Source organism: Nocardiopsis aegyptia (assembly GCF_013410755.1).
In the GTDB taxonomy this organism is placed as follows: Bacteria; Actinomycetota; Actinomycetes; order Streptosporangiales; family Streptosporangiaceae; genus Nocardiopsis; species Nocardiopsis aegyptia.
Genome location: NZ_JACCFS010000001.1, coordinates 6,570,571 through 6,594,469, shown reverse-complemented (window position 1 = coordinate 6,594,469; position 23,899 = coordinate 6,570,571). Strand labels below are relative to the sequence as shown.

24 protein-coding genes are annotated in these 23,899 nt (G+C 72.8%); 7 read left to right on the top strand and 17 right to left on the bottom strand.

Features of this window, described 5'->3' with window-relative positions; translation table 11 throughout:
• Positions 1-39 precede the first annotated feature (39 nt).
• The 3 genes from HNR10_RS29155 to HNR10_RS29145 all read right to left on the bottom strand — a co-directional run bounded on the left by HNR10_RS29155 (position 40) and on the right by HNR10_RS29145 (position 2,544).
• Positions 40-705 carry a maleylpyruvate isomerase N-terminal domain-containing protein gene (locus HNR10_RS29155; RefSeq protein WP_179829109.1) on the bottom strand — a complete coding sequence of 222 codons (666 nt, stop codon included), beginning with the start codon at positions 703-705 and terminating at the stop codon, positions 40-42.
• Between the two features lie 118 nt (positions 706-823).
• Complete coding sequence (locus tag HNR10_RS29150) at positions 824-1,444, bottom strand: FMN reductase (RefSeq protein WP_179829107.1); 621 nt, start codon at positions 1,442-1,444, stop codon at positions 824-826.
• Positions 1,441-2,544: an LLM class flavin-dependent oxidoreductase gene (locus HNR10_RS29145; protein ID WP_179829105.1), complete on the bottom strand. Its 1,104-nt coding sequence runs from the start codon at positions 2,542-2,544 to the stop codon at positions 1,441-1,443. Before HNR10_RS29145 ends, HNR10_RS29150 begins: the two co-directional genes overlap by 4 nt.
• A gap of 410 nt (positions 2,545-2,954) precedes the next feature.
• On the opposite strand from HNR10_RS29145, the gene HNR10_RS31865 reads away from it, so the two are divergent.
• A complete protein-coding gene (locus tag HNR10_RS31865) occupies positions 2,955-3,149 on the top strand; it encodes a hypothetical protein (protein WP_179829103.1) in 195 nt (64 codons plus the stop codon).
• On the opposite strand, the gene HNR10_RS29135 is transcribed toward HNR10_RS31865, so the two are convergent.
• From HNR10_RS29135 to HNR10_RS29125, 3 genes are all read right to left on the bottom strand, one after another.
• A complete protein-coding gene (locus HNR10_RS29135) occupies positions 3,122-3,496 on the bottom strand; it encodes an ADP-ribosylation/crystallin J1 (RefSeq protein ID WP_179829101.1) in 375 nt (124 codons plus the stop codon). The genes HNR10_RS31865 and HNR10_RS29135 overlap by 28 nt on opposite strands.
• Positions 3,497-3,893: 397 nt before the next feature.
• Positions 3,894-6,236, bottom strand: coding sequence for a serine/threonine-protein kinase (locus tag HNR10_RS29130; RefSeq protein ID WP_246406463.1), 2,343 nt, complete (start codon positions 6,234-6,236; stop codon positions 3,894-3,896).
• Between the two features lie 113 nt (positions 6,237-6,349).
• Entirely contained in the window at positions 6,350-7,381 is a 1,032-nt protein-coding gene (locus tag HNR10_RS29125) for a LacI family DNA-binding transcriptional regulator (protein ID WP_312889451.1), read from the bottom strand.
• A gap of 319 nt (positions 7,382-7,700) precedes the next feature.
• Between HNR10_RS29125 and HNR10_RS29120 the strand changes: the two genes are divergently transcribed.
• The 4 genes from HNR10_RS29120 (at position 7,701) to yjfF (ending at position 12,323) form a co-directional block, all read left to right on the top strand.
• On the top strand, positions 7,701-8,666 hold the full coding sequence (locus tag HNR10_RS29120) for an ABC transporter substrate-binding protein (RefSeq protein ID WP_179829099.1): 966 nt from the start codon (positions 7,701-7,703) through the stop codon (positions 8,664-8,666).
• A gap of 116 nt (positions 8,667-8,782) precedes the next feature.
• Positions 8,783-10,330 (top strand): sugar ABC transporter ATP-binding protein, encoded by a 1,548-nt coding sequence (locus HNR10_RS29115; RefSeq protein ID WP_179829097.1) that lies wholly within the window; start codon positions 8,783-8,785, stop codon positions 10,328-10,330.
• Positions 10,327-11,334: an ABC transporter permease gene (locus HNR10_RS29110; protein WP_179829095.1), complete on the top strand. Its 1,008-nt coding sequence runs from the start codon at positions 10,327-10,329 to the stop codon at positions 11,332-11,334. Before HNR10_RS29115 ends, HNR10_RS29110 begins: the two co-directional genes overlap by 4 nt.
• On the top strand, positions 11,331-12,323 hold the full coding sequence (gene yjfF / locus HNR10_RS29105; protein ID WP_179829093.1) for a galactofuranose ABC transporter, permease protein YjfF: 993 nt from the start codon (positions 11,331-11,333) through the stop codon (positions 12,321-12,323). Before HNR10_RS29110 ends, yjfF begins: the two co-directional genes overlap by 4 nt.
• Before the next feature lie 47 nt (positions 12,324-12,370).
• On the opposite strand, the gene paaI is transcribed toward yjfF, so the two are convergent.
• The 10 genes from paaI to HNR10_RS29055 form a co-directional block, all read right to left on the bottom strand.
• A complete protein-coding gene (paaI, locus tag HNR10_RS29100) occupies positions 12,371-12,745 on the bottom strand; it encodes a hydroxyphenylacetyl-CoA thioesterase PaaI (protein ID WP_179830029.1) in 375 nt (124 codons plus the stop codon).
• A gap of 29 nt (positions 12,746-12,774) precedes the next feature.
• Positions 12,775-13,875: a 1,2-phenylacetyl-CoA epoxidase subunit PaaE gene (gene paaE, locus HNR10_RS29095; protein WP_179829091.1), complete on the bottom strand. Its 1,101-nt coding sequence runs from the start codon at positions 13,873-13,875 to the stop codon at positions 12,775-12,777.
• A 2-nt stretch (positions 13,876-13,877) separates the two neighbouring features.
• Positions 13,878-14,423 carry a 1,2-phenylacetyl-CoA epoxidase subunit PaaD gene (gene paaD, locus HNR10_RS29090; protein WP_179829089.1) on the bottom strand — a complete coding sequence of 182 codons (546 nt, stop codon included), beginning with the start codon at positions 14,421-14,423 and terminating at the stop codon, positions 13,878-13,880.
• A complete protein-coding gene (gene paaC / locus HNR10_RS29085) occupies positions 14,417-15,298 on the bottom strand; it encodes a 1,2-phenylacetyl-CoA epoxidase subunit PaaC (RefSeq protein WP_179829087.1) in 882 nt (293 codons plus the stop codon). Before paaC ends, paaD begins: the two co-directional genes overlap by 7 nt.
• Positions 15,299-15,308: 10 nt before the next feature.
• The gene (gene paaB, locus HNR10_RS29080) at positions 15,309-15,623 is read right to left on the bottom strand and encodes a 1,2-phenylacetyl-CoA epoxidase subunit PaaB (RefSeq protein ID WP_179829085.1); all 315 of its coding nucleotides are present in this window, start codon (positions 15,621-15,623) and stop codon (positions 15,309-15,311) included.
• Positions 15,620-16,597, bottom strand: coding sequence for a 1,2-phenylacetyl-CoA epoxidase subunit PaaA (paaA, locus tag HNR10_RS29075; protein ID WP_179829083.1), 978 nt, complete (start codon positions 16,595-16,597; stop codon positions 15,620-15,622). Before paaA ends, paaB begins: the two co-directional genes overlap by 4 nt.
• 97 nt (positions 16,598-16,694) lie before the next feature.
• The gene (locus HNR10_RS29070; protein WP_179829081.1) at positions 16,695-17,483 is read right to left on the bottom strand and encodes an enoyl-CoA hydratase-related protein; all 789 of its coding nucleotides are present in this window, start codon (positions 17,481-17,483) and stop codon (positions 16,695-16,697) included.
• Complete coding sequence (locus HNR10_RS29065) at positions 17,476-18,363, bottom strand: 3-hydroxyacyl-CoA dehydrogenase family protein (protein WP_179829079.1); 888 nt, start codon at positions 18,361-18,363, stop codon at positions 17,476-17,478. The genes HNR10_RS29070 and HNR10_RS29065 overlap by 8 nt, the downstream gene beginning before the upstream one ends.
• Entirely contained in the window at positions 18,360-19,109 is a 750-nt protein-coding gene (locus HNR10_RS29060; RefSeq protein WP_179829077.1) for an enoyl-CoA hydratase/isomerase family protein, read from the bottom strand. The genes HNR10_RS29065 and HNR10_RS29060 overlap by 4 nt, the downstream gene beginning before the upstream one ends.
• A complete protein-coding gene (locus HNR10_RS29055) occupies positions 19,106-20,341 on the bottom strand; it encodes a thiolase family protein (protein WP_179829075.1) in 1,236 nt (411 codons plus the stop codon). Before HNR10_RS29055 ends, HNR10_RS29060 begins: the two co-directional genes overlap by 4 nt.
• Positions 20,342-20,583: 242 nt before the next feature.
• Here HNR10_RS29055 and paaK point away from each other — a divergent pair, with 242 nt between their 5' ends.
• Entirely contained in the window at positions 20,584-21,942 is a 1,359-nt protein-coding gene (gene paaK / locus HNR10_RS29050; RefSeq protein ID WP_179829074.1) for a phenylacetate--CoA ligase PaaK, read from the top strand.
• A gap of 93 nt (positions 21,943-22,035) precedes the next feature.
• Here the strand turns inward: paaK and HNR10_RS29045 are convergent, their stop codons facing one another.
• Positions 22,036-22,836, bottom strand: a complete 801-nt coding sequence (locus tag HNR10_RS29045) for an SAM-dependent methyltransferase (protein ID WP_179829072.1) — start codon at positions 22,834-22,836, stop codon at positions 22,036-22,038.
• Positions 22,837-22,980: 144 nt separating this feature from the next.
• Between HNR10_RS29045 and HNR10_RS29040 the strand changes: the two genes are divergently transcribed.
• Positions 22,981-23,793 carry a nucleotidyltransferase domain-containing protein gene (locus tag HNR10_RS29040; protein WP_179829070.1) on the top strand — a complete coding sequence of 271 codons (813 nt, stop codon included), beginning with the start codon at positions 22,981-22,983 and terminating at the stop codon, positions 23,791-23,793.
• Positions 23,794-23,899 lie beyond the last annotated feature (106 nt).

The following is a 23,899-nucleotide window of genomic DNA, read 5'->3' as shown; positions in this document are numbered from 1 at the left end:
GCCGGGCCTCGGGACCGGGTCCTGGGGCCTCGGGCGGCCTCACACGGACAGGTCGGCCTCCGGCGCGGGCAGGGTCGGCAGGCGGTGCACGACGGGGGCCGGGTCGCCGCTCCAGTCCATGGCGGCGATCTGGCGCGTGCTGCGGCGGCCGGTCACGGCGCGCGCGAGCTCGAAGGCTCCGGCCCGCCACTCCAGGTCCTCCCGCTCGCCCAGCCGCCACGCCTGCCCGGTGTCGGTGGCCACGACGCGCACCCCCGGCAGCTCCGGTTCCCAGGTGCGGGCCAGTCCGCCCATGACGAAGTGCGCGAGCTGGTCGGCGTCCTGGGTCTGGGCGCCCAGGCCCAGCGCACCACGGATGTCGTTCTCGTGGTGCCACACGTCCAGGGCCGGCAGCCGGTAGCGCGCCCGGGTCTCCCGGGCGAAGACCTCCAGCAGCACGGGGGTCTCGCGGCGCCACTCGGCGCACACGGCGGCCAGGTCGGCGTCGGCGCGCTCGGCGACCTGGCGCGCGGTGACGGTGTCGTCGGAGGGCGGTACCAGGCCGCGGACCACGTCGGCGCACACGCCCGCCAGGTGGGCGTAGGTCTGCAGGACGGTCCAGTCCGGCAGGGCGGGCACGGGGGTGGCGAGTTGCTCTGCCGTCAGCTCTGCGGCCAGGCCGAGGAGGCGGTCCTGGCAACGGGTGTACACGCTCGGTGAATCCATGGCGACACGTTACCGAACGCCGTTCGGCCACCGACGCCCGGCCCGTGTGCGCGAAGGCCGGTGGAGCCGGACGGTTCGGTGGCGGATGGCGGGGACGCGCGGCGCGCGTCCCCGCGGCTCAGGCGCCCAGGCCGGACATCAAGTCCGCGAAGGGCGTGGGCTCCTCGTAGGGGTCCCTGGTCCGGGACTCGTGTTCGGCGACGAACCCCGCCAACTGGCCGGCCGCGCGTTCGATGCGCTCGGTCAGCTCGCGTCCGCCGGCCTCCCCCGCGCCCCAGTCCTCCGACGCCGCGTAGACGCCGGTCGGCGCGACCACCGAGCGGGTGTGGGAGAACAGCGGGCGCAGGGCGTGCTCCAGCACCAGCGAGTGCCGGGGGCTGCCGCCGGTCGCGCCGACCAGGACCGGCTTGCCGTCCAGCGCCTCGGGGTCGACCACGTCGAAGAAGGACTTGAACAGGCCGCTGTAGGAGGCGTTGAACACCGGTGTCACGGCGATGACGCCGTCGGCCGCCGCCAGGTCGTCCAGGATGCCGCGCAGGTCGCCGGTGGGCACGGCGGTGGTCATGGCGTTCATGACGTCGTGGGCCACGTCGCGCAGTTCCACCGTGCGCGTGCGCACGTTCTCACCGCGGTCGAGCAGCGCGCGCTCGGTGGCCGCGGTCAGCCGGTCGGCGAGCAGCCGCGTCGAGGACGGGTTGCTCATGCCGGCCGAGACGGTGACGAGCGTACGGGTGGTCATGAGAGCTCCTCGGTGCCTTCGGTCTCCCTCCGGCCGGCCGCCAGGAGGGAGGAGTGGGTGGGTGCGTCGGGGACGTGGGCGGGCCGGCCCGCGGCGAACTCCTTGCGCAGGACGGGCACGACCTCCTCCCCCAGGATGTCCAGCTGCTCCAGGACCGTCTTGAGCGGCAGCCCCGCGTGGTCCATCAGGAAGAGCTGGCGCTGGTAGTGGCCGAAGGAGTCGCGGAAGCCCAGGGTACGGTCGATGACCTCCTGCGGGCTGCCCACGGTCAGCGGGGTCTCGCGGGTGAACTCCTCCAGGGAGGGGCCGCCGCCGTAGACCGGTGCGTTGTCGAAGTAGGGGCGGAACTCCCTGACCGCGTCCTGGGAGTTCTTGCGCATGAACACCTGTCCGCCCAGGCCGACGATCGCCTGGTCGGCCTTGCCGTGCCCGTAGTGCTCGAAGCGGCGCCGGTAGAGCGAGATCAGCTTCTTGGTGTGGGTCGCGGGCCAGAAGATGTTGTTGTGGAAGAAGCCGTCACCGTAGTAGGCGGCCTGCTCCGCGATCTCCGGGCTGCGGATGGAGCCGTGCCAGACGAACGGCGGGACGCCGTCCAGCGGGCGCGGGGTGGAGGTGAAGCCCTGCAGGGGCGTGCGGAACTTGCCCTCCCAGTCGACGACGTCCTCGCGCCAGAGCCGGTGCAGGAGGTTGTAGTTCTCCAGCGCCAGCGGGATGCCCTGGCGGATGTCCTGCCCGAACCAGGGGTAGACGGGGCCGGTGTTGCCGCGGCCCATCATCAGGTCCACGCGGCCGTCGGCCAGGTGCTGGAGCATCGCGAAGTCCTCGGCGATCTTCACCGGGTCGTTGGTGGTGATCAGCGTGGTCGACGTGGACAGGATGAGGTCCTTGGTCCGCGCGGCGACGTAGCCGAGCATGGTGGTCGGGGAGGAGGCCACGAAGGGCGGGTTGTGGTGCTCTCCGGTGGCGAAGACGTCGAGGCCGACCTCCTCGGCCTTGAGCGCGATCGTGACCATGGCCTTGATGCGCTCGGCCTCGGTGGGTGTGCGCCCGGTGGTGGGGTCGGTGGTGACGTCGCTCACCGAGAAGATTCCGAACTGCATGGCCGCCCTCCGCGTTAGCTTCCGAAGAAGTAGTTTCCAATTAAACTATCATCTCGAACGGCGTGGACCCCGTAGGTATTCCCCGCGCGAGCCGCCCCGGCACGGGGGTGCGCGGACCGCCCCCGACACGGGAGCGCGGACCCGCCGTGGTCGCCCTCCGTGTCCGCTCTGTCCACAGGCCGCCCGGTGCGCGTTCACCCGGATGTGGTGCGCGGGTACGACAATCCCAACGGATCGGCCCGGCCGGGGAAGCGCGGAGCCCGACGGCACCGGTGAACCGTCGTCACCGCGTGCTATCCCTGACGGAGTCGGCCCACGGTCACCGGCGGTGACGGCGACCGGAACGGCTGAGAGAACGTGAGCACACGAGAAGGAGGAGGGCGCGGCCCACCGGAGGCGCCCGACATCCCATGGCCACCACCCTCGACCCCCGACGGCACCCCGCCCCCACCGACACCCGCCCGGCCGAACGCGAGCCCGTGGTCCTGTCCGACGCCCTCGGCGACGTCATGACCGCCCTCACCGCCGTGGATCCCGACCTCGCCCTCGTCCAGGGCGGCGACAGCGCCCCCGCCCCTCAGCCCGGCTCGACCCCCTCGGGGTGATCGGGCAGGAACGACCGCACCAGCGTGATGGGCCCGCGCAGATGGGAGTTGAACTCGGCCAACTCCTCGGCGGGCACCCACAACTCCAGGATCGTGCGCCCGCCCACCTGCCGTACCGGGTAACGTCGGGCGAAGTCGGCGTCGACGCGAAAGCGGGTGACGTGGCCCTCGCCGTCACGTGGCAGGTTCCACTCGCGCGCGATCCGCACCGCGTAGTCCTCGTTCAGCACCGGATAGAAGATCGGCTGGTCCGGCAGCCGGGGCGGCCACTCCCGCCACCCGGAAGCGCGCACCAGGGCCAGTTCCGCGGGGCCGGTGGGGCGCCACAGGGTCAGTGCTTCGGTCATGGGAGCGTTCCTTCCAGCGTGGGAGAAGGCGAGCATAGGGACCCGTGGCCGAGTCCGCACTCGCTTTTTACCGAAGGAACCGAAAATCCCTCCGGTTGTCGGGAACACTGGATGTAGGCGAGGCGTTGTCACAGGTGAAAGCGCCCCAGACTGACTCCCGAAAAGCCCCACCCACCCGATCCAGTACCTGTGAGGCGTTCTCCACAATCCATGCGCGGATGCGCGCGCTCGTGTCGGCAATGGGGGTTTCCGACACGTATTCAGTCGCCGCATCCGCCTTCCCAGCGGCCAGACCGCACCTTGTGCACACTGGCCGCGCACGCTGTGGCCCGCGTTGGGGGACGCGGGCCACAGCCATGTCCGGGGCCGCGCCGGCTCACCGGCGCGGCCCCGGCGCTCACTCGACGAGGACGTAGCCGATGAGCACGGTGTCCTCGATGTCGACCTCCAGGTACCCGAGCTCCCCCTGCCCCTGCGGGGTCGCTCCCCTGCACGGATGCAGGAACCAGGGGTTGGTCCCGAACTCGAAGTACGCCTCGTTCATGTCGTAGTCGCGCACAGCCATGCAGTAGATCTCCTCGTCGACGAGGAAGGACGTCGTTCCGCTACCGCTGTAGCCGAGCAGGAACTCCACCCGGTCCTCGTCCTCCTCGGCGAAGTAGGCGAGGTCGGTCACCTCCAGAGCCCGCTCGCACGACATGTCCCAACCGTCGGCACGCACCTCCCAGGTCTTCTCCGAGATGTCGCGCCGACCGCACACGGGCGCGTGGACGGCCACCACGTCCTCTCCCCCCGCACCCGGCACCCTCTGGGGCTCGACGACGTCGGCCGCCTCGTCCACCTCGGTGAAGGCGATGCGGACGGCCCACGCACCGACGTCGTAGGAGAGCTCCGCGGGCCGCCCGGCGGAATCGAGTTCCAGCAGGCCGACGGTCCGCTCCCGCAGGACCTCGCCGTCCACGATCAGCTCACCGGTCACAGGACCGGAGTACACGGTGTTCTCGCCACCGCCCTCGGAACCGGATCCCCCGACGCGCTCCAGCTCCCCCGAATCCAGCATGCCCCGTACCGGGCCGGTGACCAGTGAGGGAGACAGCGCCTCGGCCGTGGTCCCCTCGGGAAACTCCCTCTGCACCAGACCCGACCGGTAGGCGGCCTCCGGCGCGGGTCCGTACACGTACAGACCGCCGTCGCGATTGGCCGCGGCGACGGTGCCCTCCCCCATGGCCGCGCCCCGGACGAGGAAGGTCCGGTCGTCCGCCGAGTACAGGTACTCCTCCTCGACCGCGCTGTCGGCGATCACCGCTTCCACCGGCTCACCGGTTTGCGCGGCGACCTCCTCGGCGTAGGCGGTGGTGTAGGAGCGCCGGAGACTCACGGTGAACCCCTGCCCCTCCTCCAGGATCCCCGCCGCCTCCGTGACGGCCGCCCGCGGCCCCAGCAACCGGTCGTAGGCGACGTAGCCGCCGGCCGCCACGCCGCCCAGGAGCACCAGGCCCACTCCGGCGGCGGCGAGCTTGGAGCCCGCCAGGGCACTGAGCGCACCGCCGGCGGCCGAGGAACCCGTCGCCGTCTGGGCGCCGGCGGCCGCCGCTCCCCCGGCCACGCCCGGAGCACCCGCCGCTCCGGCCGCACCCGCACCGGTTCCGGCAGCGGTTCCGGTTCCGGTGGTCGCACCGGTGCCGGCGGCCAGGCCGCCCGCGACCCCGGCCGCCGACAGCACGCCCAGGGCCACCGCCCAGCGGGCCGGGTCGTGTCCGGCGTCGTCCACCCCGCGCCAGTAGGCGCGCAGCATGGCGGCGAGGGTCCGCTCGGCCGGCACCCGGCCGGTCTCGCCCACCTCCTCGGGCGGCGGCAGCAGGGCGCGCATGAGTTCCACCGCGCGCGGCCGGGCCGCCGGGTCCGCGGACAGGGCCCGCTCCACCAGGGCCCGCAGCGCGTCGGGCACGCCCTCCACGTCGTAGGCGCCCTGTTCGGCGCGGCGGCGCAGCTCGTCCGGAGCGCCCGTGCCGTAGGGGTCGCGCCCGGTGGCGGCCAGCGCCACGAGCGCTCCCCAGGCGAAGACGTCGGCCTCCGGGGCGGCGGTCGCGCCCGTGAACCGCTCGGGCGCGACCCACCCGGGCGTGCCGTAGGAGGCGGCGCGGTCGGTGGCGCGGTCGGCGCCGATCTCGGTCGCGATCCCGAAGTCGACGATCTTGGGCCCCTCCGGCGCCAGGATCACGTTGCCCGGTTTGATGTCGCGGTGGGCGATCCCGGCCGCGTGCAGGGCGGCCAGGCCCTCCGCGGTGCCCGCGGCGAACGCGCGGAGCATGTCGCCCGAGAGCGGACCGAACGCACGCACATGGGCCCGCAGGTCGCGACCGGGCACGTAGTCGAAGGCCAGCCAGGGCACCTTGGCCGTGACGTCGGCGGCGTGCAGCCGGGCGGTGCTGACGCCGCGCGCCCGGGCGAGCATGCGCACCTCGCGGGCGAAAGCGTCGCGGTAGCGGGAGCGGCGCGCGAACCTAACGTGCACGGTCTTGACGGCCACACACCGGCCCCGGTCGTCCAGGGCCCCGTAGACCGCGCCCATGCCGCCCGCTCCGATGCGTCCCACGAGGCGGTAGGGGCCCACGCGGGCGGGGTCGCCCTTCTCCAACGGCTTCAGGCCGGGCGGGAGCGGCGCAGCGGTCTGCGGTTCGACCGGGGAACCGGCATCGGTCGGCGGCGGCCCGTAGGGGGCAGGCACGTCGTTGCTCAAGGGGACCTCTCGACTGCGTGCGGTGACGCACGGGTGCGCGGCTTCTTCCCCCGGTGGGACGCCGGGGACCGGACGCCGGTTCGGTGTCCGCGGCGCCGGTGCGCGCGGTCCGTTCAGCCGGTCGGGGCGGCCACGCTGTCGCGCTCGACGAGGGTCGGGGTGATCACCCGACGAGTGGAGCCGGCCACCTCCCCGGAGATCACCGACAGCAGCACGCTCAGGGCCTCGGCGGCCACGCTGTCGAAGTCGGGCCGCACGGTGGTCAGCGGCGGGATGAAGAAGGGGGCCTCGGGCACGTCGTCGAACCCGACCACGCTCACGTCGCCGGGCACGGACCGGCCGTGCTCGAACATCGCCCGCAGGATGCCCAGCGCCAGATGGTCGTTGGCCGCGAACACCGCCGTCACCTCCGGCATGCGGGCGAGCATCAGCCCCGCGCGGTAGCCCGAGGCGGCGCTCCAGTCGGCCGCGTTGACGGGCGGCACCTCCGCGCCCGCCTCCTCCAGCGCCCGGCGCCAGCCGCGCACGCGCCCGGCGGCGTCGAACCAGTTCGCGGGGCCCGACACGTGCCAGACCGTACGGTGGCCGGCGGCCAGCAGGTGCCGCGTGGCCAGCCGGGCACCGGCCTCCTGGTCCACGGTCACCAGGGTGGCGTCCCGCTCGGGGTCGCCGTCCACCGCGACCAGGGGGACCTCGGTCGGCACCTCGCCCAGGGCCTCGGCGGCGGCCGCGGTCGGCGCGATCACCACGATGCCCGCGACCCGCTGTTCGCGGTGGTGCTCCACGGCGGCGGCGATGGAGTCGCGGTCCAGCACCCGGACCCGGCGGACACTGACCACGAACCCCTGCGCCGCCGCGGCCAGCTCGAACGCGGCCAGGAGCGAGGAGGGGCCGAACAGCGTCGAGTTCTGGGCCACCACGCCGATCAGCTGGGAGCGGCCGGTCGCCAGGGCGCGGGCGGCCCGGTTGGGCCGGTAGCCCAGCTGTTCGATGGCGGCGCGCACGCGCAGCCGGGTCTGCTCACGGACGTTGGGGTGCTCGTTGAGGACGCGGGAGACCGTCTGGTGGGACACGCCCGCCAGTCGGGCGACGTCCGTCATGGCGGGATCGCGGTTGACCCGGACGGACGAAGGCGTGTGGTCCACCCATGACTCCTCGACTGTCGGCGCTGGCGCCCACTGGGTTGTTGACGGCCACCAGGCTACTGCGGTCGGCCGATCGGTGCCGCGATGGCGCGACCGTCACGGTTCCGGGGCCGGAGCCCGGCGCGGCCCGCATCCCGGGCGTCAGCTCCCGAAACACCGTTGGCGCTAACATACGCCGTTCCCCGGCCGGGAGCAATGTCGTCGAATCGTGCCGTCCAGAGGGGTTGACTCACAAAATGTTAGCGCTCACTATATTGGCCACGTGATCCTGATCACCCCCACATCCAGCGGATCACCGTCGACATGGAGGCTCCCCCCAATGAAGAGGTTCACCACGGTCGCCGCGGCGCTCGTTCTCGCGACGGTGACCGCCTGCGGTTCAGGCGGTTCGGGCGGTTCGGACGAGGCCGACGACGGGACGATCACCATGGGCTTCGCCCAGGTCGGCGCCGAGAGCGGCTGGCGCACCGCCAACACCGAGTCCATCCAGCAGGCGGCGGAGGACGCCGGGATCGAACTGCAGTTCTCCGACGCCCAGCAGAAGCAGGAGAACCAGATCCGGGCCATCCGGTCCTACATCCAGCAGGACGTCGACGTCATCGCCTTCAGCCCGGTCGTGGAGACCGGGTGGGACGCGGTCCTGCTGGAGGCCCAGCGCGCCGACATCCCCGTCATCCTCACCGACCGGGCCATCGACTCCGAGGACACCTCCCTGTACGAGACCTTCCTCGGGTCGGACTTCGTCGAGGAGGGCCGCAAGGCCGGCCAGTGGCTGGTCGACAACGCGGAGGGCGAGACCAGCGTGGTGGAGCTCCAGGGCACCACCGGCGCCGCGCCCGCCATCGACCGCAAGGAGGGGTTCGAGGAGGTCATCGCCGACAACCCCGACATCGAGATCATCGCCACCCAGACCGGCGACTTCACCCGGTCGGGCGGCAAGGAGGTCATGGAGGCCTTCCTGCGCTCCCACGACGACATCGACGTGGTCTACGCGCACAACGACGACATGGGCCTGGGCGCGATCGAGGCGATCCGCGCCGCCGGCATGGAGCCGGGCGAGGACATCCGGATCATCACGGTGGACGCCGTCGAGGCGGGCATGGAGGCCCTGGCCGCGGGCGAGATCAACTTCATCGTCGAGTGCAACCCGCTGCTGGGCGACCAGCTGATGGAACTCGCCGAGCAGGTCGTGGCGGGCGAGGAGGTCCCCGAGCGCGTGGTGGTGGAGGAGACCACCTTCACCCAGGAGGAGGCCGAGGCGGCCCTGCCGGACCGCCAGTACTAGGGCCTGTGCGGGCGGATCCACGCCCCAGGCTCCCCTGCCCGCCGGCACGACGGCCGGCGGGCACCCCCCGACCGAGCCCCGCCGGGGACCGCTCACGACGACGAAAGCAACGGGCCATGACCGATTCCCCAGCGCCACCGACCGAACCGGTGGTCGACATACGCGGTGTCACCGTCGACTTCCCGGGTGTGCGGGCGCTCTCCGGCGTCGACTTCCAGCTGTTCCCGGGCGAGGTGCACGCGCTGATGGGCGAGAACGGCGCGGGCAAGTCCACCCTCATCAAAGCCCTCACCGGGGTGCACCGCCCGACCGCCGGCGAGATCCGCCTGCACGGCGAGCGCGTGGAGTTCAGCGCGCCCGTGCAGGCGCAGAACGCCGGGATCAGCACCGTCTACCAGGAGGTCAACCTCTGCCCCAACCTCTCGGTGGCGGAGAACATCCTGCTGGGCCGGGAGCCGCGGCGCCTGGGCGCCATCGACGCCCGGGCCTGCCGTGCCCGGGCGGCCCGGCTCCTGGAGCGCATCGGCCTGTCCATCGACCCCGGATCCGGCCTGGACAGCCACCCCATCGCCGTGCAGCAGCTGGTGGCCATCGCCCGGGCCCTGGCCGTGGACGCGCGGGTCCTGGTCCTGGACGAGCCGACCTCCAGCCTGGACACCGACGAGGTCGCCGAGCTCTTCCGGATCGTGCGCGTGCTGCGCGACGAGGGCGTGGCGATCCTGTTCGTCTCGCACTTCCTGGAGCAGGTGTACGAGATCGCCGACCGGATGACCGTGCTGCGCAACGGCTCCCTGGTCGGCGAGTACCTGCCGGGCCGCACCGACCGCCTGGAGCTGGTCTCGGTGATGCTCGGCCGTGAGCTGGGCACCCTGGAGGAGGTCGAGCGCCGCTCCGGGGACCGCGCTCCGGGCACCGAGCCGGTCCTGACCGCGCGCGGGCTCGGCCGTGCGGGGTCGATCGCCCCGTTCGACCTGGAGATCCACGCCGGCGAGGTGGTGGGGCTGGCCGGACTGCTCGGCTCCGGGCGCACGGAGATGGCCCGGCTGCTGTTCGGGGCCGACCGCGCCGACACCGGGACGCTCACCGTCGGCGGCCGTGCCGTCCGCCCGCGCGGCCCCCGGTCGATGATCGCCCGCGGCGTGGCCCTGTGCTCGGAGGACCGCAAGGCGGAGGGGCTCATCGCGGACCTCACCGTGCGCGACAACCTCATCCTGGCCCTGCAGGCCGCGCGCGGATGGATGCGCCCGGTACCCCGGCGCGTGGCCGACGCGCTGGTGGAGGAGTACATCGACAAGCTCGACATCCGCCCCGCCGATCCGGGCGCCGTCATGAGCACCCTCTCCGGCGGCAACCAGCAGAAGGTCCTGCTGGCCCGCTGGCTGGTCACGCGGCCCGACCTGCTCATCCTCGACGAGCCCACGCGCGGCATCGACGTCGGCGCCAAGGCGCAGATCCAGAAGGTGGTGGCCGACCTGGCCGCGGACGGTATGGCGGTGCTGTTCATCAGCGCCGAACTGGAGGAGGTGGTCCGGGTGTCGGACCGCGTGGTGGTCCTGCGCGACCGGCGCAAGACCGCCGAGCTCACGGGCGGCGACGTGAGCGTCGACGACGTGATGGGCGCGATCGCAGCGCACGACGGCCAGGGCACGGCGATGGCCTCATGATGCGCCACCAGCTCTTCTGGCCGGTCGCGGCCCTGGTCGGCCTGCTCGTGCTCAACGTCGCGGTCAACCCCTCGTTCCTGGAGGTCCGGATCCAGGACGGGGCGCTGTACGGCAGCGTGGTCGACATCCTGCGCAACGGGGCGCCGACCCTGCTCATCGCGGTGGGGATGACCCTGGTGATCGCCACCCGGGGCATCGACCTGTCGGTGGGCGCCGTGGCGGCCGTCGCGGGCGCCATCGCCTGCACCTGGCTCGTGTCCGGCGGGGGCGCGGTCACCGCGATACTGCTGGCGCTGGCCGTGTGCGTCCTGCTGGGCCTGTGGAACGGCTTCCTCGTCTCGGTCGTGGGCATCCAGCCGATCATCGCGACCCTGGTCCTGATGACGGCCGGACGCGGCGGCGCGATGCTCGTCACCGAGGGCCAGATCATCACGGTGGACGATCCGGTCTACCACCGGATCGGCGCGGGCTTCGTGGTCCTGCCGATCGCGATCCTCATCAGCCTGGGCGTGCTGCTGGCCGTCGCCGCGCTGACCCGCGGCACGGCCCTGGGCATGCTCGTGGAGTCGGTCGGCACGAACCCGCGGGCGAGCCGGCTGGCCGGGGTGCGCTCGCGCACGATCGTCTGGACGGTGTACGTGTTCGCGGGGCTGTGCGCGGGCGTGGCCGGCCTGATGATCAGCTCGAACGTCAACGCCGCCGACGCCAACAACGCGGGCCTGTGGATCGAGATGGACGCGATCCTGGCCGTGGTCATCGGGGGCACCTCGCTGGCCGGGGGGCGGTACTCGCTCACCGGCACCCTCGTGGGCGCCCTGGTGATCCAGACGCTGACCACGACCGTGTACAGCATCGGTGTGCCGCCCGACGCGATCCTCGTGTTCAAGGCGGTCGTGGTGATCGCCGTGTGCCTGCTGCAGTCCCCGCGCACGTCCGAGCTGCTCCGACCCCGGCGCCGCACCGAACCAGCCGACACCCGCGCCCAGGAGGTGGCCGCGCCATGAACGTCCTGGACGTCGGACGCGTGAAGGACCGCGTCGACCGCATCCCCCGCCGGTTCCTGCCGGTCATCGCCACGTTCACGGTGTTCGTCCTGACCTTCGGTACGGGGTCGGTGCGCTACGAGGGCTTCGCCTCGCCGCAGGTCGCCACGAACCTGTTCGTGGACAACGCGTTCCTCATCGTGCTGGCCGTGGGGATGACCTTCGTCATCCTGACCGGCGGGATCGACCTGTCGGTGGGCGCGGTGGCGGCGCTGTCGACGATGATCGCCGCGGCCACGCTGGAAGCCGGATGGCCGCCGCTCGCCGCGGCCCTGGCCGTGCTCGCCTCGGGCACGGCGCTGGGCCTGCTGATGGGGCTGGTGATCCACTTCTTCGACGTGCAGCCCTTTATCGTCACCCTGGCGGGCATGTTCCTGGCCCGCGGGCTGTGCTTCCTCATCAGCGTGGAGTCGATCTCCATCACCGACCCGGTCTTCCGGGAGCTGGCGACGGGAACGATCTCGCTGGGGGACGAGGTGACCCTGACCTACAGCGTGCTGATCGCGCTGGCCGTGGTCCTGGTGGCCGTGTACGTCCTGCACCTGACGCGGTTCGGGCGCACGGTGTACGCCGTGGGGGGCAGCGAGTCCTCCGCACGGCTGATGGGCCTGCCGACGGGCCGGGTGCGGGTGGGCGTCTACGCGGTGAGCGGGTTCTGCTCGGCGCTGGGCGGTCTGCTCTTCAGCCTGTACATGCTCTCCGGCTACGGGCTGCACGGGGTCGGCATGGAGCTGGACGTGATCGCCGCGGTGGTGATCGGCGGGACCCTGCTCTCCGGAGGGGTGGGCTACGTGGCCGGGTCGGTGGCGGGTGTGCTGGTGCTGGGCACCGTGCAGACCATCATCTCCTTCGAGGGCACGCTCAGCTCCTGGTGGACGAAGATCGTCATCGGGGTACTGCTGCTGGTCTTCATCATCTTCCAGCGGATGATGATGCGCCGCTCCGGCTGACGCGTCGGAGGGGCCGGTCCGGATCCCCGGACCGGCCGCTCCGACGGCTATCCCCCGTTGAGGGTGCGGCTGCGGCCGCGGAACTCGGCGACGACCTCCCCGTCCCGGCGGACGGTGACGTCGTAGAGGCCGCTGCGGCCGAAGACCACGCGCTCGGCGGCCGTGGCCACCAGCAGGTCGCCCTCGCGCACGGGTGCCACGAAGGTGATCTCCGCGCCCGAGGCGACCGTCACCCCGCGCCCGTCCGCGTTGCAGGCGCACGCGAACGCGGTGTCGGCCAGCGTGAACACGAATCCGCCGTGCGCGATGCCGTGCCCGTTGACCATGAGCGGGCCCACGGCCATCTCCACGGTGGCGGTGCCCTCGCCCAGGTCCACCAGCCGCATCCCCAGGTTCTTCGACGCCCGGTCGGCCTCGAACATCCGCCGCGCCGCGCTCTGCTCCGGCGCGCTCACGAGTCGAAGTCCACGGTCAGGGTCTCGGTCTGCGGCAGCGACTGGCAGGCCAGCGCGTACCCGGCCGCGACCTCGTCGTCGCTGAGCGCGTAGTTGCGGCGCATGCGCACCTCGCCCTCGCAGACCCGGACCCGGCAGGTGCCGCACACCCCGCCCTTGCAGGCGAAGGGCAGGTCGGGGCGGTAGCGCTGGGCGGCGTCCAGGACGGGCGTGTCCCGCGGCAGGGTCAGCGTGCTGGTGCGGCCGTCCAGGACGACGGTGACCTCGGTGGCCGGGCCCTCCACACCGGGCTCCTCGTGGCGCGCCTGCGGCGGGGGCTCCTCGCCCTCGACGAAGAACAGCTCCTGGTGCACGCGCTCACGCGGCACGCCCCGCCGCGCCAGGACCTCCTGGGCGTCGGTGACCATGCCGAAGGGGCCGCACAGCCACCAGTGGTCGGCCGCGTCGGCGGCCACGATCGTGGACAGCAGCGCGTCGAGCTTGGCGGCGTCCAGGCGGCCGGTGAACAGCTCGGCCTCGCGCGGCTCCCGGGAGAGCACGTGCACGAGTTCGAGGCGGGCACCGAACGCGTCCTTGAGGTCGGCCAGTTCGTCGGCGAACATGACCGTGTCGCTGCGGCGGTTGCCGTAGAGCAGCGTGACGTGCGAGTCGGTCGCCCGCAGCAGGGACGCCGCGATGGACAGCATCGGCGTGATGCCCGAACCGGCGGCGATCATCACGTGGCGGCCGGAGACGGTCAGGTCGGGGCTGAACCGACCGGTGGGGGTGCCCACCTCGATCTCGTCGCCCGGTTCGACCTCGTTGACCAGCCAGGTCGAGAACAGGCCGTCCGCGACCAGGCGCACGCCCACGCGCGGCGCGCCGCCCACGGGCGCGCAGATGGAGTAGCTGCGCCGCTCCTCGACCCCGTCCACCACACGGCGCAGGGTCAGGGACTGCCCGGGCGCGAAGGCGAACTCCTCGGCCAGGTGGTCGGGGACGTCGAAGGTGACGGCGACGGCGTCGTCGCACAGGCGCTCGACGGCGGCCACGCGCAGGCGGTGGAACGCCGCCGCGCGGCGCGGTGCCGCGGGCGCGTCGGTGACGGGTGTGGTCACGGTCAGATCTCCTTGACGTGCTCGAACGGTTCGAGGCAGGACCGGCAGCGGTGCAGCGACTTACAGGAGGTGGCGCCGAACCGGGACAGCTCCTCGGTGTCGGCCGCGCCGCACAGCGGGCAGCGCGGGGCGGTGCGGGTGGGCAGCAGGGTCAGCGGGACCGGCCCAGGGGCGCGCCGCGGCGCCTGCCCGGGCGGGGAGATGCCGTGCTCGGCGAGCTTGCGGCGCCCCTCCCCGGTGATCCAGTCGGTGGTCCAGGCCGGGGAGAGCGCGGTACGCACCCGCACGCGGTCGACACCGGCCGCGCGCACGGCCCGGTCCACGTCGGCGCGCATCTCGGTCAGGGCCGGGCACCCGGAGTAGGTGGGGGTGATCCACACCTGGACGGTCCCGTCCTCGTCGAGGTCGACGCCGCGCAGGATGCCCAGGTCGGCCAGGGTGAGCATGGGCAGTTCCGGGTCGGCCACGGCCGCGGCCGCCGCCAGGGCGCGCTCCCTGGCGGCCTCGCCCGCGGCGGTGCGGCCGGTGTCGTGCGCTGTGGTCACCATGTCGCCTCCGGGTGCTCCCGGGCCACCCCTTGGAGTTCGTCCAGCAGGGGCGGCAGGTCGGGTGTGTGGCGGCCGTCGCGGCCCGCCACGGCGGCCTCGGGGAAGGGTGCGGGCGCGGCCAGGGTCGCGGTGGTGAGGACCTGCGTGAGCACGCCGTGCACCTCGTCGGCGAGGGTGGAGGGGTCCACCCCCGCGCCCTGGGCGGCCAGGCGGGCCTCGACCGGGTGGGTCGCGAACAGCTCACCGGTCAGCGGCCACACGTCGGCGACCGCGGCGGCCATGCGCTCGTGGGAGAAGGGTGTGCCGTCGCCCAGCCGCAGCGTCCAGGACACCGCGTACTCGCGGTGGTAGGCCAGTTCGTTGACGGCCTTGGCCGCGATGGCGGACAGCACCGGGTCGGCGCTGTCGACCAGGCGGGTGAACACCGCCAGGCGGGCGGTGGAGAGCACCAGCAGCGTGGCCACGGCGCGGGCGAAGTCGCCGCGCGGGGCCTCGGCCAGGTGGACGTTGCGGAACTCGGCCGGTCCGCGCCAGTAGGCGAACCGGTCCTCGTCGCGGCCGGTGCCGTCGGCCTGGCCGGCCCGGGAGAGCAGCAGGCGGGCCTGGCCGAGCAGGTCGAGCGCGATGTTGGCCAGGGCCACCTCCTCCTCCAGCTCGGGGGCGTCGGTGACCCAGTGGACGAGCCGCTGGGCCTGCACGAGCGCGTCGTCGCCGAGCATCTGGCAGTACAGCGCCAGGTCGTCGCCGTCGACGCCCTCGGGCAGGGTGGTGTCCACGCCCGCGAGGGCGTCGGTGAAGCCGGTGCCGAAGGCCCAGCGGTCGTCGCCGCCGTGCTCCTGTGCCAGGACCGAGTAGATGTGGTCGTCGCCGCTCATGGGCCGTTCCTTAGATGTGCGGGACATCGTCGGGGATGGAGTAGAAGGTGGGGTGCCGGTACACCTTGTCGCCGCTGGGCGCGAAGTAGGGGTCCTTCTCGTCCGGGCTGGAGGCGCTGATGTGCTCGGCGCGCACCACCCAGATGCTGACGCCCTCGTTGCGGCGGGTGTAGAGGTTGCGGGCGTTGTGCAGCGCCATGTGGTCGTCGGGCGCGTGCAGGGAGCCCACGTGGACGTGGTTGAGTCCCCGCTTGCCGCGGACGAAGACCTCGTACAAGGGCCACTCGGGCCGGGACGCGTCCGCCGTGCCGTGTTCGGTGCTCATGCCGCGGCCTCCCGGTCGCTCTGGTGCTTGGTGGCGTAGGCGGTGGCGGCCTCGCGGACCCACGCGCCCTTCTCGTGCGCGGCGCGGCGGCGCTCGACGCGCTCGGCGTTCTTGGGGCCGCTGCCGGAGATCACCTGCTTGAACTCGACCCAGTCGGGTTCGCCGAAGTCGTGGTGGCCGCGCTCCTCGTTCCACACCAGCTCGGGGTCGGGCAGGGTGACGCCGAGCTTGTCCGCCTGGGGGACGGTCATGTCGACGAACTTCTGGCGCAGGTCGTCGTTGGTGTCGCGCTTGATGCGCCAGGCCATCGACTGCTGGGTGTTGGGCGAGTCGGCGTCGGGCGGGCCGAACATCATCAGCGACGGCCACCACCAGCGGTCGACGGCGTCCTGGACCATGGCGCGCTGGGCCCCGGTGCCCTCCATCATGCGCATGAGCAGCTCGTAGCCCTGCCGCTGGTGGAAGGACTCCTCCTTGCAGATGCGCACCATGGCGCGGGCGTAGGGCCCGAAGGAGCTGCGGCACAGCGGCACCTGGTTGCAGATGGCGGCGCCGTCGACCAGCCAGCCGATCACGCCGACGTCGGCGAAGGTCAGCGAGGGGTAGTTGAAGATCGAGGAGTACTTCTGGCGGCCCTCGATGAGCCGCGTCGTCAGGTCGGCGCGGTCGACCCCGAGCGTCTCGGCGGCCGCGTACAGGTACAGGCCGTGTCCGGCCTCGTCCTGGACCTTGGCCAGGAGGATGGCCTTGCGGCGCAGGCTGGGCGCCGAGGCGATCCAGTCGCCCTCGGGCTGCATGCCGATGATCTCGGAGTGGGCGTGCTGGGACACCTGGCGCACCAGGCTCCTGCGGTACCCCTCGGGCATCCAGTCGCGCGGTTCGATGCGCTGGTCGGCGGCGACCTTGGCGTCGAACTCCGCCTGGTGGGCCTCGTCGGAGCCCGAGGGCGCCGGGTCGGCCGTCACGGTGGACATTGCTCTTACCCCTTCATAACCGAACGTTCGGTCAGTAATTAGTATCCCTGGATTCCCCCGCTCGGGCAAGTACCCGGGCCGGGGGAATCCGGGCTGGTCAGCTACCGGTGAAGGTCGGCGCCCGCTTGTCCAGGAACGCCCTGACCGCACCCGCGTGGTCGGCGGTCACCCCGAGCTGGTTCTGCAGGTCGGCCTCCTCCGCCAGCAGCTCGGGCAGCTCCTGCGCGCCCGAGGCCGCCGCGCGCACCTCGCGCTTGGCCGCCACGAAGGCGCTGGTGGGGCCCGAGGCCAGCCGGACCGCGACCTCGCGGGCGCGCTCGGCCCAGGCGTCGTCGTCCACGACCTCGGTGACCAGGCCCAGCTCCAGCGCGCGGTCGGCGCCGATCACCGTGCCCAGCAGCATCATCTCCATCGCGCGCGCCTGGCCGAGCGAGCGCACCAGGCGGTAGGCCAGCCCCGAGTCCGACGCCAGCCCGATCCCGGTGAAGGCGGTGCCGAACTTGGCGCGGCGCGCGCTGACGCGTACGTCGCCGGCGAGCGCGAACCCGAGCCCGGCGCCGACGGCGGCGCCGCCGATCCCGACCACGACCGGCACCTGGATCTCCTCCAGGGCCAGCACGATCGGGTTGTAGTGCTCGTGCACGGTCGTCAGCGCCTGCTCGGGCGCCTCGTCCAGGATCCGGGCGTGCTCGGCCAGGTCCTGTCCGACGCAGAAGGCCTTCTCCGACCCCAGCAGCAGCACCGCGCGCGCCGTGGTGGACTCCGCCGCCCGCCGCAGCGCCGCCAGCAGCTCCTCCTTGACCCGCCGGGTCAGCGCCGGAGTGCGCAGGCGCACCGTGGCGAGCCCGTCGGCCTCCTCGAACTCCGCCGCCCTGTCTTCACTCACGCGTGTGTCCTCCCTCGTCCCAGGTGTGGAAGCCCTGCCCGGCCTTCTTGCCGAGCCTTCCCTCGGCGACCATACGGCGCAACAGCTCCGGCGGGGCGAACCGGTCCCCCAGCTCGGCGGCCAGGTGCTCGGCGATGGCCAGCCGCACGTCCAGCCCGACCAGGTCGGTCAGGCGCAGCGGACCCATCGGGTGCCGGTAGCCCAGCTCCATGGCGGTGTCGATGTCGGCGGGCGAGGCCACGCCCTCCTCGACCATCCGGATCGCCTCCAGCCCCAGCGTGACGCCCAGGCGGCTGGTGGCGAAGCCCGGCGCGTCGCGGACCACGATCTCGGTCTTGCCCAGCGCCGTGACCCAGCCGCGCACCGAGGCCAGCACCTCGGGCGCGGTCTGCGGCGCGGTGACGATCTCCACCAGCTTGGAGGCCGGGACCGGGTTGAAGAAGTGGGTGCCCAGGAAGCGCTCGGGACGCTTGAGGGCGGCGGCCAGGTCGGTGACCGACAGCGAGCTGGTGTTGGAGGCCAGGACGGCCTCCTCGCCCACGACCCGCTCGGCCGCGCTCAGCACGGCGATCTTGAGCTCGGGCCGCTCGGGCACCGCCTCCACCACCAGGCCGGCGCGGGGCGGCAGGTCGGCGACGTCGGTGACGGTGGCCAGGCGCGCCAGGACGCGCGAGGGGGCCTCGTCCAGCTTGCCCCGCTCCCGGGCCCCGTCCAGTCCGGCGGCCACCCGTGCCCGGCCGGCCCGGGCGGCCTCCTCGGTGGCCTCGACCAGCACCACCTCGGCCCCGGCGGTGAGGAACTGCTGGACGATGCCGGCGCCCATGGTGCCGCCGCCGACGACGGCGACGGTCGCGGGGACGGCCCGCGCGGTGGTGCTCATCGCTTCTTCCTCTCCAGGAACCGGGTCATCCGGTCGTGCTTGTCGGCGCTTTCGAACAGCACCGCCTGTGCCAGGTCGTCGGCCAGCGGGTGCGGCCCGTCGGCGTCCAGGACCGTCTTGGTCATGCGCAGGGCCAGGGCCGAGGACGCGGCCATCCGGTCGATGAGGGCGTGGGCGCGCTCGCGCAGCTCCGCGGCCGGGACGATCTCGGCGACCAGTCCGTGCCGCAGGGCCGTCTCGGCGTCCAGGCGCATCCCGCCCAGGAGCACCTGCTTGGCCACCGAGGTACCGACCAGCTCCTTGAGCCGCCAGCAGGCGCCGGCCCCGGCGATGATGCCCAAGCCGGGCTCGGGCTGGGCGAAGACGGCCTCGGGTGTGGCGATGCGCAGGTCACAGGCGTAGGAGAGTTCGGCGCCGCCGCCCAGCGCGAACCCGTCCACGGCCGCGACGGTCGGGGCGGGCAGCCGGGCCAGGCGCTCGAACAGGCGGCTGTTGATGCCGGCGAGGGCCTCCTCGCGGCCGCGCTCGCGCAGCTCGGCGATGTCGGCGCCGCCCGCGAAGACGGTGCCGTGCCCGGTGAGCAGCAGCGGCCGGGGCGAGGCCTCCATTTCGGCGCAGACCCGGTGCAGCTCGTCGATCATCCGGGCGTTGATGGCGTTGCGGGCCTCGGGGCGGTGCAGTTCCACCACCACGCGGTCCTCGCGGCGTTCGACCCGCAGAGCGGTGAAGTCGGGGTGCTCGGTCACGGGCGCTCCACCAGCAGTGCCGCGCCCTGGCCCACGCCCACGCACAGGGTGGCCAGGCCGCGCGCGGCGTCCTCGCGCTCCATGCGGCCGAGCAGGGTCACGACCAGCCGGGCGCCGGAGCTGCCCAGCGGGTGGCCCAGGGCGATGGCGCCGCCGTCGGCGTTGACCCGCTCCTCCTTCAGGCCGAGCCGGCGCATCACGCCCAGGGACTGGGCGGCGAAGGCCTCGTTGAGCTCGACGGCACCGACGTCGTCGAGCGACCAGCCCGCCCGGTCCAGCGCCTTGTGCGTGGCCGGGACCGGCCCCAGGCCCATGATCTGCGGGGCGACACCGGCCGCGGCGGAGGCGACCACGCGGGCGCGCGGGGTGAGTCCGTGCTCGCGCACGGCCTCGGCACTGGCCAGCACCAGCGCGCTGGCCCCGTCCGAGAGCGAGGAGGAGTTCCCGGCGGTGACGATGCCGCCCTCGCGGAAGACGGGCCGCAGCCGGGCCAGGGACTCCATGGAGGACTCGGGGCGGGGCCCCTCGTCGGCGGTGACCTCGTGCGTGGCGCCGCGCCGTCCGGTGACGGTGACCGGGACGATCTCCGCGTCGAAGCGCCCGGCCTCCGCCGCGGCCACGGCGCGTTCGTGGCTGCGCAGCGCGAAGGCGTCGCACTCCTGGCGGGTGAGCCCCTCCAGGACGGCGACCTCCTCGGCGGTCTCGCCCATGGAGAGCGTGTAGCGCAGGTCGTCGGGTGTGGCGCCGTCCGGGACCGCGGCGTCGTGGGCCGCGAAGCGGGGGTTGGTGAAGCGCCATCCCAGGGAGGTGTCGGCGACCTCGCCCGGCTTGGCCCAGGGGGTGCCGGGCTTGGCCATCACCCAGGGCGCGCGGGTCATGGACTCCACTCCCCCGGCCACGACCAGGTCGGCCTCGCCGGCGCGGATGGCCTGGGCCGCGGAGGCCACGGCGGTCAGCCCCGAGGCGCACAGGCGGTTGACGGTGTAGCCGGGCACGGAGGGGTCGAGTCCGGCGAGCAGCGCCGCCATGCGGGCCACGTTCCGGTTGTCCTCCCCGGCCTGGTTGGCGGCACCGAGGATGACCTCGTCCACGGCCGAGCCGGGCGCGCCCGAGCGGCGCAGGGCCTCGGCGACGGCCGTGGCGGCCAGGTCGTCGGGTCGGACTCCGGCCAGGGCACCCCCGTAGCGCCCCTGGGGTGTGCGCACCCCGTCGACGACGTAGACCTCGCTCATGCACGACTCCCCTTGTGCGGACCGGTGGCGCACGCCACCGACACTGGTGATCCCATCGACACGTCTCCTTGACACGGCCGCCGGGCAACTGCGTTAATGCATTAGTAACCGAACGTTCGGTCAGTAAGCAAGTCCGTGCGGCCCGCCCCGCCGACGACGGCCGCAAGCGGCCCCTCGAAAGACCAAGCGGCCCCTCGGGAGACCGTCCGAGGACGCGCGGAGCAGAGTACCCGGAGAGATCCATGGCAATCCAGGACACCACGACGAAGCCGGCCGACGCCGACTCCTCCCGCCGGCTCGGCCGGGCCCCCGCCCCGGAGTCGCTCGACCCGGCCGAGCGGATGAGCGTCGACGAGCTGCGCGACCTCCAGCTCACACGCCTGCGGTGGACCCTGGAGCACGCCTACACCAACGTGCCGCTCTACAAGGCCAAGTTCGACGAGGCCGGCGTCCACCCCGGCGACCTCGGGGAGCTGGCGGACCTGCGGCACTTCCCGCACACCACCAAGGCCGACCTGCGCGACAACTACCCCTTCGGGATGTTCGCCGTCCCCCAGGACCAGGTCAGCCGCATCCACGCCTCCAGCGGCACCACCGGGCGACCCACGGTCGTCGGTTACACCCGCCAGGACATCGACACCTGGGCCGAGGTGGTCGCCCGCTCCATCCGCGCCTCGGGCGGGCGCCCCGGGCACAAGGTGCACGTCTCCTACGGCTACGGGCTCTTCACCGGCGGCCTGGGCGCGCACTACGGCGCCGAGCGGCTGGGCTGCACGGTCATCCCCGCCTCCGGTGGCCAGACCGCCAAGCAGGTCCAGCTCATCCAGGACTTCCGCCCCGAGGTCATCATGGTCACCCCCAGCTACATGCTGACCCTGCTGGACGAGTTCGAGCGCCAGGGCATCGACCCCCGCGGCACCTCCCTCACCACCGGCATCTTCGGCGCCGAGCCCTGGACCGAGCGCATGCGTCTGGAGATCGAGGAGCGCTTCGACATCCACGCGGTGGACATCTACGGCCTCTCGGAGGTCATGGGCCCGGGCGTGGCCAACGAGTGCGTGGAGACCAAGGACGGCCTGCACGTGTGGGAGGACCACTTCCTGCCCGAGATCCTGGACCCGGTCACCCACGACGTGCTCGACGACGGCTCCTACGGCGAACTCGCCTTCACCTCGCTGACCAAGCAGGCCATGCCCGTCATCCGCTACCGCACCCGCGACCTGACCACGCTGCGCCCGGGCACCGCCCGCCCCATGCGGCGTATGGACAAGGTCACCGGCCGCAGCGACGACATGATCATCCTGCGCGGCGTGAACGTCTTCCCCACCCAGATCGAGGAGATCATCCTGGGCCTGGACGGGCTGGCGCCGCACTTCCAGCTGGTCCTGACCAAGGAGGGCCGCCTGGACCACATGGCGGTGCGCGTCGAGGCCCGCCCCGACTGCACCGCCGACCGGCGCGCGGCGCTCACCCGGGAGATCACCGCGACGGTCAAGGACCGGGTCGGGGTGAGCGTGCGCGTGGACGTCGTCGACCCCGAGCAGATCGAGCGCTCCGTCGGCAAGTTCCGCCGCATCATCGACCAGCGCCCCAGGGACTGACCGCGCCGGGGGCGGGGGACACGTCTCCATGTCCCCGGACGCGTCACCCCGGCGGCCCCGCGCCCTCCCTGGCCGGGGCCGCACCCGCCCGGCTCAGCGCTTGCGGGCCACACCGCCGTACTCGGACACCGGCCGGATCTCGCCCACCTCGGTGGCGTCCGGACGCCACAGCGAGCACGAGACCACCCCCGGCTCCAGCAGCTCCAGGCCCTCGAAGAGCGCGGCGATGCCCCGGGCGGAGCGGATCGTCAGCTTGGGCGTGCCGCTCTCGTTCCACGCCGCCGCCACCTGGTGGGCGCGGTCGTGGTCGAGGTCGTCGGTGGGGTGGGACACGACCAGGAAGCTGCCCGGGGCCAGGGCCCCCAGCAACCGGTCCAGGATCGAGCGCACCTCGGCGTCGTCGGCGACGAAGTTGACCACGCCCAGCAGCATGAGCGCGACAGGCCGGGACAGGTCGAGCGTCCGTGCCGCCGCCGCCAGGATCGCGTCCGGGTCGCGCAGGTCGGCGTCGACGTAGTCGGTGGCGCCCTCGGGAGTCCCGGTCAGCAGGGCCCGCGCGTGCGCCAGCACCAGGGGGTCGTTGTCCACGTAGACCACCCGTGCGTCGGGGGCCACGGACTGGGCGACCTCGTGGGTGTTGTTGTGCGTGGGCAGGCCCGTGCCGATGTCCAGGAACTGCCGCACGCCCTCGTCCCGCGCGAGGAGGGTGACGGCACGGACGAGGAACCCCCGGTCGGCGACCGCGTTGTCCACGATCTCGGGGAAGAACGAGCGGATCTGCTCGCCCATCTCCCGGTCCACCGGGTAGTTGTCCTTCCCGCCCAGCCAGTAGTTCCAGATCCTGGCGTTGTGGGGGGCGGAGGTGTCGATCTGGGGAGGGGAGGTCTCGGACACGGTCCTGCTTTCTCGTCGTCGTGGGCCGCGGCACCGCGGCGGGCACCAGTCAACGCCCTCCGACTCCCGCCCGGCAAGCACCGAATCACCGCAATGTCCCACTATTGTGCGAATGTCGCACCCGTAGACCGAAGGACCACGCCGGTGAAGCACTCCGCGCCCGAGTTCGCCCGCATCGCCGACCAGGGCACCGTGCTGCGCTGCGCGGTCGGATCCACCGTGCACGGTCTGCAGCTCGACGGCCAGAACGACCGCGACGAGATGGGCATCTGCGTCGAGCCGCCGGAGTACGTCATCGGTCTGCGCCCCTTCGAGCAGTACGTCCACCACAGCCGGCCCGAGCACACCAGGTCCGGCCCCGGCGACCTGGACCTGACCGTGTACTCCCTGCGCAAGTGGACCCGCCTGGCCCTGGACGGCAACCCCACCGTGCTGCTCCCGCTGTTCGTCCCCGACCACGAGATCGTCACCGTCACCGCGATCGGCCACGACCTGCGGGCCCAGCGGGAACGGCTGCTCTCCCGCCGGGCGGGCCACCGCTTCCTCGGCTACCTGCGCGCCCAGCGCGAGCGCATGGAGGGCGTGCGCGGCGGCAGGCACACCAACCGCCCCGAACTCGTCGACCGGTACGGCTTCGACACCAAGTACGCCTACCACATGGTCCGGCTGGGCCTGCAGGGCGCCGAACTCATGGAGACCGGCGCGATCACCCTGCCCATGCCCGAGCCCGACCGCTCCTGGCTGCTGGCCCTGCGGAGGGGCGAGCACACCCGCGAGGAGGCCCTGGAGCGCACGCGCGACCTGGAGGAGCGACTGGTCGGCCTGTGCGGGACGAGCGACCTGCCCGAGGAACCCGACACCGCCTGGGCCGACGGGTTCCTCGTCGACGCCTACCGCCGCGCGTGGGCGGAGGGCGTCACGGCGACCCCGCGCGAGGGCCGTGACCGGGCGGGATAGGGTGAGCGACCGTAGAGGTCCACTGAGGAACGGTAAGGAAACACCATGGTCGGAACAGCCGCGTTCGTGCTCATGATCGTGAGCCTGTCGATGATGATCTTCGCCG